Genomic DNA, 13,780 nt, shown 5'->3' on the forward strand with positions numbered 1-13,780 from the left:
AGGCCGGGCAGTTCTGTTTAATGGGACAGGTACCCGGTCCCAAAACCGGCCGATGATCCGGAAACTGTGCAAGGACCGTAACGAGTGTGAAGAGGTAACCGTGGAAGACAGGAAGCTGCGTATCGCAGCTGTTGGAGATGAACTGCTCGCGGGCCTGGGGGATCCCCGCGCCCTGGGCTGGCTCGGTAGAGTCCTGGCCCGCACACCCCAGGACTCCGTCGTGGTGGAGAGCTTTCCGCTCCCTTGTCCCATGGAAGGTACAGAGGGCCTGGCCGCCCGCTGGCAGGATGAAGCCGGCAGGCGCTTCAGCGATACCCATGAGAACCGGCTGGTGATCGGACTTTCGGGTCGCGATCTCGAATTTGGCCTTTCCACAGCGCGGAGCCGGCTGAATCTGGCCAACATCCTCGACGGAGCTTCGCACAGCAGCGTGGAGGTCTTCGTGGTTGGTCCGCCTCCCACTTTGGATCCGGCACGCAACAAGCGTCTTGCTGAACTCAACACAGCTTTTGCCGATGTCACCACGCGGCGCAACCACCACTACGTTGACACGTTCTCCCCGTTGCTCAATCATGAGCAGTGGAGGACGGACCTCGCAGCCAATGGGGGAACACCGGGCCAGGCCGGCTACGGCTTGATTGCGTGGCTTGTCCTGCACCGCGGCTGGTTCCAGTGGCTTAATATCGCTCAACCGGAGTAGCCATGACGCGGAACATGCAGGTTTCTGTCAGAGCAGCAACAGCGGCGGCAGTAATTGCCGCAGTGGCAGCCACAGTTTCCTGCAGTTCCGGTCCCCCGGTCTCCCCCGCGTCCTCAACAGCCGCGTCGGCACCGGCATCCACTGCTTCTCCAACATCGGCGCCCACGGCGCTGCAGCGCTTCGATTCAGAGGGCTTGCGCGCGGACTTTGAGCGGACAGCCAAGGAAGTCCTTGTCCCGGGAGCCATGGTGCTGCTGGAAACTCCCGAGGGAACCCTCACTGCGTCTTACGGCACAGGTACCCGCGGCGCCGAACGGCCGGTCTCAATGGCGGACCACATCCGGGTGGGTTCGGTCACCAAGACCTGGACAACCACAGTCATTCTTCAGCTCGTCCAGGAGGGCAAGCTCGCCCTTGGTGATCCCGTTTCAAAGTACCGTCCAGACGTTCCCAATGGTGACGGCATCACTCTCGAGCAGCTCCTGACCATGCGGAGCGGCCTGTTCAACTACACCGAAACCCTTGAGCTCAACTCAGCCATGGATAAAGAACCGCGCAGGGAGTGGAAACCGGAAGAGCTCCTCGCGCTGGGGTTTGCCCATCCGCCATATTTCGCCCCGGGGCAAGGCTTCCACTATTCCAACACGAACACGGTCCTTCTGGGCCTCATCGCCGAGAAGGTCGCAGGAAAGCCACTCGGTGATCTCTTCAAGGAGCGCATTTTCCAGCCCCTCGGCTTAAAGGGAACGGTCTTTCCGGATGTTTCGTCCAACAGCATTCCGGAGCCACATCCCCAGGGCTATTTCTACGGTGACAACGTCCTGACGATGACCAATCCTGCCCTTCCCGAGGACATGCAAAAGGAAGCCGCCGCGGGCACCCTGGCCCCGAACGACGTTACTGATGTCAATCCGTCATGGGCTTGGGCAGCAGGGTCGGGAATCTCCACGACCACGGACTTGAAGATCCTCGGCGAAGCCCTCGTTAATGGGAAGCTGCTCGATGCCGGGTTCCAGCAACAACGACTCGACAGCGTCATCCCCACCAACCCGGAAAACCCCGACCGTGCTTCCTACGGCTGGGGCATAGCGAAGTTCGGGAAGCTCTACGGCCATACCGGCGAACTTCCGGGCTTCAACACCTTCATGGGCAGCGATCCCGTCAACGGAGTGACCCTCGTGGTGTGGACAAATCTGGCACCGGCGGCCGACGGCCGGGACCCTGCCGTGACCATCGCGAGGTCACTCATCGGCAAGGTCTACCAAGCCGGGAGCTGACGCCGGGTCCGTTACCTCTTGATTCGCTGGAGCTCTTGATTCGCCGGGAAACGCGATATATCGTGTTTTCATCAACGCGATATATCGCAACTTGGAGGGATCATGTCAGACGAACTATGGACCGTGACGGGCCCGCAAACCATTGAAGTGGATAACGTCCGCTCCCTGAAGCTGGGCATAGTGAAGGGCCGATTCGACGTCGTGACCCACGACGAACCCTTTGTCCGCATCGAGATCAGCGAAATCACCGGCGACCCCCTTACGGTGACACTGGTGGACGGGCGCCTGGAAGTGCGCCACCAGCTGCAGGGGCCGCAGGGCTGGTTCCGCAACCTCATGGGGACCGTCAACAACAGCAGCACCAACTCGGTGGTGGTCGGGATCGCGCTGCCACCCGGCGTCGACGTCGAGGCCGGAACCGTCAGCGGCGACGGAATGGTGTCCGGCGTCAGCGGCCGCACGCGCCTGAACACTGTGTCAGGTTCCGTCATGGCGGACGGCACCAACGGCGAACTCCACGTGAACACCGTCAGCGGGGAAGTCATCGCCAGGAACCACGACGGCGTCCTGACCGCCAAGAGCGTCTCGGGCGAAGTCACGGCGTCGGGCACCTTCAAAAGCGTCCGGGCAAGCACAGTCAGTGGCGACCTCAGCTTCGATCTCCAGGACTACACGAACGACTTTGGAGCCAACTCGGTCTCCGGCGACCTCACCATCCGGCTCCCCCACGACGTTGGCCTGGATATCGTGGCGAAATCAGCCAGTGGAACCGTAGTGATCGATGACCAGCTGTACGCCCAGCCCGGCAGCAATGTCCACACAATCGTTGGTCCTGACGAACGGCTCATGCTTGTCCGCACCAATACGGTCTCCGGCAAGACCTACATCATCCACGGCTCGGCACCGTCACCGGACAACAGCCGGCAGTCGCCAGGGGAAGCTGGTCTCTGATGACTCCCGTCTTCGCCCACGGCGCACTGCGCCTGTACCTCCTTGCCCTCTTGGAAACCGGTCCCAAGCACGGCTACGAACTGATCAAGGCCCTCGGCGACCGCTTCGGCGGAACGTACTCCCCCAGCGCCGGAACCATCTATCCGCGACTGGGCAAGCTGGAAGAGGAAGGTCTCGTCGCTACAGAGACCGAGGGCCGGCGCACGAAATACTCCATCACCTCAGCCGGGCGCGCGGAACTGGACAGCCGACGGGAGGAACTGGCGGACGTCGAAGACACCATCTCCGCCTCCGTCAGGCGGCTCGCCGACAACTTACGCGAGGACATTCGCAGCAACATGCGCGGCCTTCGTGCCGATCTTGCCGCTACGGCGGAAGCAGCCCGCACAAACGCCACCTCCGCCGCTTTCCGCAGTCGGACGGCGGGCTACACACCGGAAGGCCAGCGCATCCTCAAGGAAGCAGAATTGATGGTGCAGGCCTTCCGGGACGACATCCGCGTGGAGTTGCGTCAACACGGGGCTGCCCGCCCGCTGACGCCAGTGGCACTGGAAACGGTCCGCGCGGTCCTGGACCAGGCCCGAATATCCATCAGGAATTCACTCAACAACTGAGCTGAGGCAAAGCGCCCCGCCGCGCGGACGCCTCCCGGTTCGCGGCGCAGCACCCGGATGTGCGAAACTGGAGGGCAGCTCTATTGAGTATCAATCATTGAAGGAGGCCAGCTATGAGCAAGCGTGCACGTAAGCGTCGTGACCGTAAGCGCGGCGGCGCGAACCACGGCAAGCGTCCCAACACCTAAGCCAACGGCTTAGCGTCACAGGCTTAAGAGCGAGGGCCCCGGAAACCATGCGGTTTCCGGGGCCCTTGGCGTTAAGCCCTCACAGACGAGGCCGTGCCAGCCAGCGGCCGGATCAGGCGTCAACAGGCTTGATCGAGTGAATCCTGTCCAGGATGGAATTCTTGAGGTTCTCGGGAGCGGATTCGGTGCACGAACGCTTGACCATGGTGCGGATGAGGCACTCAAGGTCATACTGTTCTGCACACTCTTCACACGTATCCAGGTGCTGCTTGATTTCCGTGAGGTCCTCACGTGTCAACGCACCGTCGAGATACTCATAGATCCGCTGCATTCGCGTATCGTCGCAATCGCCCAATCCCTGGCAGTCGCTCATTTCTCTTTCTCCTGATTGTTGCTTCCGGCCGCAGCCTGATCTTCGGTGTGGGCCTTGAAGCCCCGTTCGGCGGCATAGTCCGCCAGCATGTCCCGCAGCATCTTCCGGCCACGGTGCAACCGCGACATGACAGTGCCGATCGGGGTATTCATAATCTCCGAGATTTGCTTGTAGGCATATCCCTCGACATCCGCGAAATAGACAGCCAACCGGAATTCTTCCGGAATTGCCTGCAACGCGTTTTTGACGTCGGAATCCGGCAGGTGGTCAAGAGCCTCGGCTTCGGCTGAACGCAGGCCCGCCGAAGTGTGCGACTCGGCTTTGGCCAGTTGCCAGTCCTCGATCGTGTCCGAATTGGACTGCAGCGGTTCTCGTTGCCGCTTCCGATAGAGGTTGATGTAGGTGTTGGTCAGGATCCGGTACAGCCACGCCTTGAGGTTGGTGCCGGGCTTGTACTGGTGGAACGCTGAAAAGGCCTTGGTGTAGGCCTCCTGGACGAGGTCCTCCGCGTCAGAAGGGTTCCGCGCCATCCTCATGGCAGCCGAGTACAGCTGGTCGACGTACTGCATTGCGTCGCGCTCAAAACGCTCGCGCCGCTGCTCCGGGCTCTCCGCTGCAACATCGACGGCGGCCGGCGCCGGGGCGTTATCGTCGTCCGTCGCGTCGGCTGCTTCGTACATGGCCGCTGCGGCCGGTTCAATGGTGCTCATCGTTGCCAAGTCTACTGTCAGCTTGGGAGAATCCGGCTGCACCCCGTACCCGGCCTCCGGTAGAACCATGCGGTCCTTCACCAAAGTCAAAAAACCAACTCCGTTCAGCGAGCGGCAACGCCGTGCCGCAGTCCGGTCTCCACCGCACCTGAAACTCACAACGGCCGCTGCTGGGTAAATATTCCGCAAAAGTGCAAGACTAGATCCGACTGCACCCCGTGAACACAACACTCATCGAACAGTGTGGCAAGCCACCCAGGAGGCAAAACATGTCTTTTATCCGTTTTCTCGCGCGGCCCATGCTCGCATCCAGCTTTGTCGTTGCAGGTCTGGACAAGCTCAAGAACGCTGACGACACCGCCAAGCAACTGTCACCGGTCCTTCGACGAGCCTCTGAATCGCTGCCCTTCAAAGCGGACGAGAAGACCCTCGCCCGGGTCCTGGGTGGAGCCCAGCTCGGCGCCGGAGCCCTGCTCGGACTGGGTAAGCTTTCGCGTTTCGCAGCGACGGTGCTCGCGCTGACGTCCGCCCTGAACTCCTACGTCGAATGGCGTTCAGCCGACATCAGCACCAAGGAGGGGCGCACCGCCCGGAAGGCCCAGCTCCTGAAGAACATCTCACTTACCGGCGGCGTGTTGTTGGCGTCGGTGGACACCGAAGGCCGTCCGAGCATCGCCTGGCGGGCCGAGCACCTTGCCGCCGACGCCAGGAAAGTCACCGGCAAGCAGATCAAGAAGGCAGACAAAGCAGTGCGCAAGGCCGTAGACAACGCAGTTGGAGCATAAGGAAGCATGACAGGTACCACCGCCGCCAATACCGAACCGGACAAAGCCGCCAGCCTCCCGCTATGGCCGGCCCCTTATGCCAAAGGGCCCGTGGACGCCACAGTGACGGTCCCAGGTTCAAAATCGCTGACCAACCGGTACCTGGTGCTGGCAGCCTTGGCGGATGGTCCTTCGCGGCTCCGGGCTCCGCTGCATTCACGCGATTCGGCCCTGATGATCCAGGCCCTCCGGCAGTTGGGTGCCACCGTCACCGAGGTACCCGGTGACGGTGACTATGGGCCCGACCTGGAGATCACTCCCCTGGACCCCTCTGCTTCGAGCTCAACGACAGCCATCGACTGCGGTCTGGCCGGTACCGTCATGAGGTTCGTTCCCCCGCTGGCTGCCCTGCGCAGCGGCGCCACAGTCTTCGACGGCGATCCCCATGCCCGTAACCGTCCCATGGGAACCATCATCGAGGCACTGATCGCCCTGGGAGTTCCGGTCGCAGCCGAAGGCGGCAGGACGCCGTCGTCCCTTCCTTTCACGGTGGAAGGCACCGGCGAGGTGCGCGGCGGTCACTTGGTCATCGACGCGAGCGCTTCCTCCCAGTTTGTCTCGGCGTTGCTGTTGGTAGGCGCCCGCTTCACCGAAGGCCTGCACTTGGAGCACGTGGGCAAACCCGTTCCAAGCCTGGACCACATCACCATGACCGTTGAGGTGCTTCGGAGCGTGGGCGTTACTGTCGATGACTCCGTACCCAACCACTGGCGCGTTTCGCCCGGTAGTATCAGTGCTTTCGACCAGCGGATCGAGCAGGATCTCTCCAACGCCGGCCCCTTCCTGGCCGCCGCCCTGGCAACGCACGGCACCGTCCGCATTCCCAACTGGCCCACCGGCACCACACAGGTGGGCGATCTCTGGCGGACCATCCTTGCTGCCATGGGCGCAAGCGTCACCCTTGACGGGGGAACACTGACGGTTACCGGCGGCAATGAGATCAAGGGTGCTGATTTCGACGAAACCAGCGAGCTCGCGCCGACTGTAGCCGCACTTTGCGCTCTGGCTACCGGCCCTTCGCGATTGACGGGCATCGCCCACCTCCGCGGACACGAAACAGACCGCCTCGCTGCCTTGGTTGCCGAGATCAACCGCCTTGGTGGCGATGCGGAAGAAACTGCCGATGGCCTGGTAATTCGCCCAGCTTCCCTCCATGGCGGAGTGGTACACAGTTACGCAGACCACCGAATGGCCACTGCCGGCGCCATCCTGGGACTCGCCGTCGACGGCGTCCAGGTTGAAGACATCGCCACAACATCCAAGACGATGCCCGAGTTCCCGGAGATGTGGGCACGAATGCTTGACTCCGCCGGCACGAATGAGGCCGGCAACTGACCATGGGCCGCGACGCACGTTCCTGGGACGAATCCGATGTCCGGATCCGTCCCAACAAAAAAGGATCACGACCCCGGACCAAGGACCGTCCCAGCTACGATGACGCCGTGATCGGACGGATCATCACGGTGGACCGCGGGCGGTACCGGGCAATCGTGGACGAAGACTCCCCCAACGAACGCATCATCATCGCCGCACGCGCCCGCGAACTCCGGCGCAACCCTGTTGTGCCCGGTGACTTCGTGGCCCTTGTAGGCGACGTTTCCGGGTCTCCGGACACGCTGGCCCGGCTGGTCCGGGTGGAAGAACGCCGGACCCTCCTTCGCCGCAGCGCCGATGACACGGATCCGATCGAGCGGGTAGTCGTGGCCAACGCCGACCAGCTGGTGGTGGTTGTTGCAGCCGCGAATCCCGAACCGCGGACCGGGTTCATCGACCGTGCCCTTGTGGCGGCGTACGACGCCGGTATTGAGCCACTGCTGCTGATCACCAAAGCCGACGTGAAGGATCCCACTGAACTGCTGGCCAACTACGTCAGCCTGGATTTCCCGGTGATTATCAGCCGGACAGCCGATTCTGAAGCCGGCGGCATTGATGCCCGATCCGATGATGGGCTGTCGGCCCGGTTGGACAGGGATGCTGTTTCCCGGCTCCGCGCACACCTCGGTGGCAAAGTGACCGTCATGCTGGGCCACTCCGGTGTCGGCAAGTCCACCATGGTCAACGCGTTGACGGGCGCCGAGCGGGCCACCGGCGGCGTGAATGCCGTCACCGGACGTGGCCGGCACACTTCGTCCTCGGCATTGGCGCTGAAGCTCGCGGATGCCCCCTCGGGCAGCTGGATCATTGACACCCCCGGTATCCGCTCCTTCGGCTTGGCCCACGTGGATCCGGACCGGATCCTGCATTCCTTCCCGGACCTCGAACCCGGCACCGAAGCATGCGAGCGGGGATGCAAGCACGACGCTACGGCAGTGAACTGCGGGCTGGACGCCTGGGTCAATGAAGGACATGCGGGCCCTTCAGGGGTGGCGCGCCTGGCGTCACTGCGTCGCCTGCTGGGCGCGGACCCACGCCTGGAGGCCAAAGAAGCGAAAGAGCTCGGCACGGTTACTTGATGACACTGGAAAACTGAGGGTGCAGCGGTAACGTCCCCACCGCCGCCAGTATTTCAGGATAGTTTGGTGCCATGACCCAACCCGCTTCCACCTACAACGACGACCTGCGCCTGGCCCATGTCCTCGCCGATTCCGTCGACGCCCAAACCATGGATCGCTTCAAGGCCCTGGACCTGCAGATCGAAACCAAGCCGGACCTCACCCCTGTCACCGATGCCGACAAGGCTGCGGAGGAGGCTATCCGCGGTCAGTTGTCGCGCTCGCGTCCACGTGATGCAGTCCTGGGTGAAGAGTTCGGCAGCAGTGGCCACGGATCGCGGCGCTGGATCATCGATCCCATCGACGGAACAAAGAACTTTGTCCGCGGCGTTCCAGTATGGGCAACGCTGATCGCGCTCGTCGATGAAGGCGAGCCCGTCGTTGGTGTGGTCAGCGCTCCGGCGTTGGGCAAACGCTGGTGGGCAGCCAAGGATATGGGCGCCTACATGGGTCGGTCCCTCGCTTCAGCAACCCGCCTCAAGGTGTCCAACGTTTCACGCCTGGCCGACGCTTCCATGTCCTACTCCAGCCTGTCCGGCTGGAAGGAGCGGGGCAATCTGGACGAATTCATGGACCTCACGGAGGACGTCTGGCGCACACGTGCCTACGGTGACTTCTGGTCCTACTGCCTCGTGGCCGAGGGCGCGGTGGACATCGCCTGCGAACCGGAGCTGAACCTCTACGACATGGCGGCGCTCGTCCCCATCGTGACGGAGGCAGGCGGGCGCTTCACTTCCCTGGAAGGCGAAGACGGACCGTTCGGCGGCAACGCCCTGGCCACCAACTCCATCCTGCATTCGGAAGTCCTGAAGCGGCTGAACCCCGGACTGGACGACCTCCTGCAGTCCCAAGCCTGAGGCCGGCACTACTCCGGATTGCCGAATTTTCGACGGCGGACGCCCGCTTTTGTGCGCGTCCGCCGTTTTTTGTTCGCGGAAACTGGGATTTGGCATTCCGCGTAACAAAGCGCTTAACAAAACCCCACGGCTTTGGATCGTCCCCCGGACGTGCCTTAGCCTTTTTTACAGGTCACGAGTGCCAGCGCTAAACCCCGGTTTGCTGGCCGGCAACCCTCCATTCGCGGTGGGGTGCCCCGGGTGACGACCCGGCCGGTCCGGAACGGATGCGGCAAGCGCGGATCCCCCTGTGGGGGTCCCTCTTGAGTGAGGTCCCATGAGCACAGTCACGTTCAACGCAAACACCATCCCTTCCTTTGTTGACGAAGCCGCCCTCGAATCGGCAGCTGCGCGTCCCCTCGCCGCCGTCACGGGCGCGGAGCTTCAGGCGCCTCTGATCCAAGGTGGCCACGTCCGCTATGCCAACCTCGACTACGGCGCGTCAGCCCCTGCGCTGACGATTGTTTCCGCCTACCTCAACGAGGTCCTCCCGTACTACGCCAGCGTTCACCGCGGGGCAGGCTTCGCCTCGCAGATCAGCACCTCCGTCTACGAGAATTCCCGGAACATCGTCCGTGACTTCGTTGGCGGACGTGCAGACGATTCGGTGATCTTTACCCGGAACACCACGGACTCCTTGAACCTGCTGGCCGGCTGCCTCCCGCAGGTCGACGGCGAGTTTGCCGGCGAGGTCCTGTACTTGGACATTGAGCACCACGCAAACCTGCTCCCGTGGCAGGGCGTGCCGCACCGCAGCGTGGTTGCGGCGCCGACCCTGGCCGGAACACTGGACAAGATCGAAGCCGAACTGGCCCTGGGCGGCGTCAGCCTGCTCGCCGTCACGGGCGCCTCGAACGTCACCGGAGAGATCCTGCCGATCGCCCGGCTTGCCGCGCTGGCCCACGAGTACGGCGCGAGGATCGTGGTGGATGCAGCCCAGCTCGCTCCGCACCGCCGCGTCAACATCGCAGAGGCTGACGTCGACTACATCGTCTTCTCAGGACACAAGCTCTATGCGCCGTTCGGCGCAGGAGTGGTAGTGGGCCGCCCGGACTGGCTCGACGCCGGGATCCCGCACCTGGCAGGTGGTGGCGCTGTCCGCGAAGCGCGCTTGGACTCGGTCAGCTGGGCCACGGGTCCGGCGAGGCACGAGGGCGGTTCCCCCAACGTCCTGGGCGCCGCGACGCTCGCCCGCGCCACTCAGGTGCTCGCCGGCCTCGACCAGGACGCCTGGCACGCACACGAAGCGGGCATCCGCAGCTACCTGGTTGAGGGCCTGGAAGCCATCGACGGCGTTACAGTCCACCGGATCTTCAGCGATTCCGAGGACACCATCGGCGTGGTCAACTTCTCCGTAGAAGGATTCGACGCCGGACTGGTCGCCGCATATCTGGCGGCCGAACACGGAGTGGGCCTCCGCGACGGACGTTTCTGCGCGCATCCGTTGCTCAAGCGGCTGGGACTGCCTTCGGGTTCCCTGCGCGCAAGCTTCGGCGTCGGCTCCCGGTTGGAGGACGCCACCAGGCTACTGGCAGGCATCGAGGAACTCAAGCGCAACGGCCTGGGCTGGGACTATGTGGTGGACGAGGGCCGCTGGGTACCGGCCAACGACCACCGCAGCTACCCCGAGTGGGCGCCCAACACCCCGGGCACAGCCGGTGCCGCTCCCTGCACGGTCGACTAGAGGGTAAATTCGTAGGGTACCTCTAACGGCCCTGTGAAGGAGTTTGCGTGTCCCTGCGCTCAGCGAACGGCGCTCCAGTCACTCCCGGTCCCGCCGGTCCCCGCGGACCCAAGCTCCATGCCTCCCGGCGCCATGAACTTGGCCAAAGCTTCCAGGATGGCGGAGAGCACTACGATCGCGTGCGGCCGGGCTATCCTGTGGACTCCGTTGATTGGCTCCTGCCCGAAGGGGCGTCGACAGCTGCGGACCTCGGCGCAGGAACGGGCAAGTTCACGGCACTCCTGGCCGGACGCGGACTTGAGGTGGCCGCCGTCGACCCTTCCACCGATATGTTGGCGCAACTGCGAAAGACCTACCCCGATGTTCACGCGACGGAGGGGACGGCCGAGGCAACCGGACTGGCGGACTCAGCATTCGACGTCGTCAGCGTTGCCCAGGCCTGGCACTGGTGCGAGCCCCTTGCCGCGAGCACGGAGATCGCCCGTATCCTGCGCCCCGCGGGGGTTCTGGGGCTGATCTGGAACCAGTTGGACACCTCAATTCCCTGGGTCCATAGGCTCTCGCGCATCATGCATGCAGGCGACGTCCACAAGCCGGGATTCCGGCCGGTTATCGGCCCGGAGTTTCACGGACTGGAACGCCACCTCACCAGGTGGGAGGACCCGATCTCGCCCGAGGACATCATGGAGTTGACCAAGTCGCGCAGTTACTACCTGCGCGCCAACGAAGCGACGCGGGCCAAAATCATGGGCAACCTCCAGTGGTACCTCTACGAACACCTTGGCCACGCGCCGGGAGACACGGTGCCGCTGCCCTACCTGACGCAGACCTGGCGTGCATACAAAGTCCACGATGCCACACCACGGTAGGCTAGGGGTGTGAAGACCAGTACGCCCTCCTCCTCGATCGAGGACTACGTCAAGGTCATCTACTCCTATACGGAGTGGCAGGACAAGCCGATCACGTCCTCACAGCTTGCCCTGCGGCTCGGGGTCGCCAATTCCTCGGTGTCGGAAATGGTGCGAAAGCTCAAGGACCAAGGCCTCGTTGACCATCAGCCCTACAGCGCCATCCGTTTGACCTCCGAAGGCATGCGCCTCGCTCTTTCGATGGTTCGCAGGCACCGCCTCATTGAGACGTACCTGGTGGAGGAACTCGGCTACAGCTGGGACGAGGTCCACGACGAAGCCGAGATGCTGGAGCATGCGGTGTCCGACACCTTCATCGAACGCATGTCAGCCAAGCTCGGCCACCCCGTGCGGGACCCCCACGGCGATCCGATCCCGTCAGCGGACGGTGCCGTTGACTTGCCGCATGCGTACCGCATGATCGAACTCGACCAGGGCCACTCGGGCCGCATAACCCGCATCAGCGACGAAAACCCCGAACTCCTCCGGTACCTTGCCGCGGAGGACATCGCGCTCGACGCACCCGTTGAAGTGATGGGGCGCAAGCCTTTCGGCGGGGCATTGGTGGTCCGGATAGGCAGCGGCGCTGCCGGTCGGGAGTTTGACCTGGCAGATGAAGTCGCCTCCGCGCTGTGGGTGAAGAGTGCCGGCACCCACCAAGGCTGCGTGCTCCCGGCGCGCTGACCCTTGCGGCGCGGGTGGTCAGCCGGGCTGCCCGACTGGACCGCCGTCGTCGGACGCCGCATCCGGTTCCCGTTCAGCAGCAGCCGCCGCCTCGCGTGGTGGGTTGCGGATCCCGACGGCGGACGCCACCGCGCCGGCCAGGAACAGCAGGGCGGTCACCACCAAGGCGTTGTACAGCCCTTGCCTGGTGAAAACCGGCCCCACAATCACACCCGCGAAAGCGATCGAAATAAGGCCTGCGATACGGGCAACCGCGTTGTTGACGGCAGAGCCGATTCCGGCTTCCGTCGGCGGAACAGCGCCGAGGATCGCGGCCGTCAGAGGCGCTACGAGCGTCGCCAACCCCAGGCCGAAGACAATCTGGCCGGGCAGCACCTGCGTCCAGTAATTGAGGGGCTCCTGCACGGACAGGGACATCAGGAAGCCCACACCGCACAGCAACGGACCGATCGTCATGAACCATCGAGGACCGTACTTGCCGGCCAGGCCACCAAAGTAAGAGGCTCCCAGCATCAGGATGACGGTGCCCGGGAGCAAAGCCATGCCGGCCACGGTGGCACCCAGCCCTCCGACCTGCTGCAAGTAGATTCCCAACACGAAGAAACCGAGGGATATTCCAGCATAGATGGCCAACGTGCCGACGTTGCCCCAGGCAAAATTGCGGATCCTGAACAGTCCGAGCGGCAGCATGGGCTCGGGCGTCCTGCCTTCGTGGAACAAGAACAGGACCATGGCCAGCACACCGAGAATCAGGGGCACCCACACCTGCGGACTCCCCCATCCCATGCGTCCCTGCTCGATGAACGCGAAGACCGGACCGCCCAAAGCAACCATGGCCAGGAACGCCCCAAGATAGTCGATCCGCTTCGTCTTGTCCCTGGCGGCGTCGGAGGCGCGAAGACCGGCGAGCATGGGCCAGATGGCCAAGGCCGGAACCACATTGATGAAGAAGATGACCCGCCAGGACAGAAGATCGACGGCGGCGCCACCGATCAGCGGACCAACAATGGCCGCCGCGCTGGTCCATCCTGACCACTGGCCGATGGCCTTCGATTGCGCCGGCCCGGAGAACGACGTGATGATCATGGCCAGCGAACTTGGCACCAGGAGCGCACCTGCGATCCCTTGGAGGGCCCGTGAGACCACCAGGACTTCACCGCTCCACGCCAAGCCGCAGAGCATCGACGTGACGGCGAAGCCTGCCAGGCCCCATTCAAGGATCCGTGCCCGCCCGAAATGGTCCGACAAAGACCCCGCCACCAGAATCAAAGCCCCCAGCGTGAGCAGGTACGCGTCCACCACCCATTGCTGTATCACCAGGCCGCCACCCAGCTCCCGGCCGATGGCGGGCAGTGCGAGATTCACCACAAAGCCGTCCAGGATGGCAATGAACGACGCCACGATTGCCACCACAAGGACCCGTTTTTGGAGGGGTGTACTCGGCAACAGGACAGGAGCGTCAGTCATGTGCACAGCCTA

The 13,780-nt window shown here is 63.5% G+C and carries 15 protein-coding genes and 1 riboswitch; of the genes, 12 read left to right on the forward strand and 3 right to left on the reverse strand.

Annotated features, from left to right (window positions below):
• The first annotated feature begins 52 nt into the window (after positions 1-52).
• The 5 genes from ACNAOU_RS14515 to ACNAOU_RS14535 all read left to right on the forward strand — a co-directional run bounded on the left by ACNAOU_RS14515 (position 53) and on the right by ACNAOU_RS14535 (position 3,730).
• A complete protein-coding gene (locus ACNAOU_RS14515; protein ID WP_422757125.1) occupies positions 53-700 on the forward strand; it encodes a GDSL-type esterase/lipase family protein in 648 nt (215 codons plus the stop codon).
• Between the two features lie 2 nt (positions 701-702).
• Positions 703-1,977, forward strand: a complete 1,275-nt coding sequence (locus tag ACNAOU_RS14520; protein WP_422757126.1) for a serine hydrolase domain-containing protein — start codon at positions 703-705, stop codon at positions 1,975-1,977.
• A 102-nt stretch (positions 1,978-2,079) separates the two neighbouring features.
• The gene (locus ACNAOU_RS14525; RefSeq protein WP_422757127.1) at positions 2,080-2,928 is read left to right on the forward strand and encodes a DUF4097 family beta strand repeat-containing protein; all 849 of its coding nucleotides are present in this window, start codon (positions 2,080-2,082) and stop codon (positions 2,926-2,928) included.
• On the forward strand, positions 2,928-3,542 hold the full coding sequence (locus tag ACNAOU_RS14530) for a PadR family transcriptional regulator (protein ID WP_422757128.1): 615 nt from the start codon (positions 2,928-2,930) through the stop codon (positions 3,540-3,542). The genes ACNAOU_RS14525 and ACNAOU_RS14530 overlap by 1 nt, the downstream gene beginning before the upstream one ends.
• 113 nt (positions 3,543-3,655) lie before the next feature.
• On the forward strand, positions 3,656-3,730 hold the full coding sequence (locus tag ACNAOU_RS14535) for a 50S ribosomal protein bL37 (protein WP_369299106.1): 75 nt from the start codon (positions 3,656-3,658) through the stop codon (positions 3,728-3,730).
• Positions 3,731-3,842: 112 nt separating this feature from the next.
• Here the strand turns inward: ACNAOU_RS14535 and rsrA are convergent, their stop codons facing one another.
• Both rsrA and ACNAOU_RS14545 read right to left on the reverse strand, forming a co-directional pair.
• Positions 3,843-4,103 carry a mycothiol system anti-sigma-R factor gene (gene rsrA, locus ACNAOU_RS14540; RefSeq protein WP_018776387.1) on the reverse strand — a complete coding sequence of 87 codons (261 nt, stop codon included), beginning with the start codon at positions 4,101-4,103 and terminating at the stop codon, positions 3,843-3,845.
• Positions 4,100-4,903 (reverse strand): sigma-70 family RNA polymerase sigma factor, encoded by an 804-nt coding sequence (locus tag ACNAOU_RS14545; RefSeq protein WP_018776388.1) that lies wholly within the window; start codon positions 4,901-4,903, stop codon positions 4,100-4,102. The genes rsrA and ACNAOU_RS14545 overlap by 4 nt, the downstream gene beginning before the upstream one ends.
• A 179-nt stretch (positions 4,904-5,082) precedes the next feature.
• Here ACNAOU_RS14545 and ACNAOU_RS14550 point away from each other — a divergent pair, with 179 nt between their 5' ends.
• The 7 genes from ACNAOU_RS14550 (at position 5,083) to ACNAOU_RS14580 (ending at position 12,301) form a co-directional block, all read left to right on the forward strand.
• Positions 5,083-5,598: a DoxX family membrane protein gene (locus ACNAOU_RS14550; RefSeq protein WP_055972066.1), complete on the forward strand. Its 516-nt coding sequence runs from the start codon at positions 5,083-5,085 to the stop codon at positions 5,596-5,598.
• A gap of 6 nt (positions 5,599-5,604) precedes the next feature.
• Positions 5,605-6,972, forward strand: a complete 1,368-nt coding sequence (gene aroA / locus ACNAOU_RS14555) for a 3-phosphoshikimate 1-carboxyvinyltransferase (protein ID WP_193589755.1) — start codon at positions 5,605-5,607, stop codon at positions 6,970-6,972.
• A 2-nt stretch (positions 6,973-6,974) separates the two neighbouring features.
• The gene (gene rsgA, locus ACNAOU_RS14560) at positions 6,975-8,090 is read left to right on the forward strand and encodes a ribosome small subunit-dependent GTPase A (RefSeq protein ID WP_055972060.1); all 1,116 of its coding nucleotides are present in this window, start codon (positions 6,975-6,977) and stop codon (positions 8,088-8,090) included.
• Positions 8,091-8,161: 71 nt separating this feature from the next.
• Entirely contained in the window at positions 8,162-8,986 is an 825-nt protein-coding gene (hisN, locus tag ACNAOU_RS14565; protein WP_064721722.1) for a histidinol-phosphatase, read from the forward strand.
• A gap of 170 nt (positions 8,987-9,156) precedes the next feature.
• Positions 9,157-9,270, forward strand: a riboswitch (SAM riboswitch).
• A gap of 32 nt (positions 9,271-9,302) precedes the next feature.
• The gene (locus ACNAOU_RS14570; RefSeq protein ID WP_064721721.1) at positions 9,303-10,709 is read left to right on the forward strand and encodes an aminotransferase class V-fold PLP-dependent enzyme; all 1,407 of its coding nucleotides are present in this window, start codon (positions 9,303-9,305) and stop codon (positions 10,707-10,709) included.
• Between the two features lie 47 nt (positions 10,710-10,756).
• Positions 10,757-11,578, forward strand: a complete 822-nt coding sequence (locus tag ACNAOU_RS14575) for a class I SAM-dependent methyltransferase (RefSeq protein WP_422757130.1) — start codon at positions 10,757-10,759, stop codon at positions 11,576-11,578.
• Between the two features lie 9 nt (positions 11,579-11,587).
• On the forward strand, positions 11,588-12,301 hold the full coding sequence (locus ACNAOU_RS14580) for a metal-dependent transcriptional regulator (RefSeq protein WP_055972051.1): 714 nt from the start codon (positions 11,588-11,590) through the stop codon (positions 12,299-12,301).
• Positions 12,302-12,319: 18 nt separating this feature from the next.
• Here the strand turns inward: ACNAOU_RS14580 and ACNAOU_RS14585 are convergent, their stop codons facing one another.
• Positions 12,320-13,774, reverse strand: coding sequence for an MFS transporter (locus ACNAOU_RS14585; protein ID WP_055972048.1), 1,455 nt, complete (start codon positions 13,772-13,774; stop codon positions 12,320-12,322).
• Between the last annotated feature and the right edge of the window lie 6 nt (positions 13,775-13,780).

It is taken from the genome of Paenarthrobacter sp. C1 (genome assembly GCF_049315185.1).
Lineage (GTDB): Bacteria > Actinomycetota > Actinomycetes > Actinomycetales > Micrococcaceae > Arthrobacter > Arthrobacter nicotinovorans.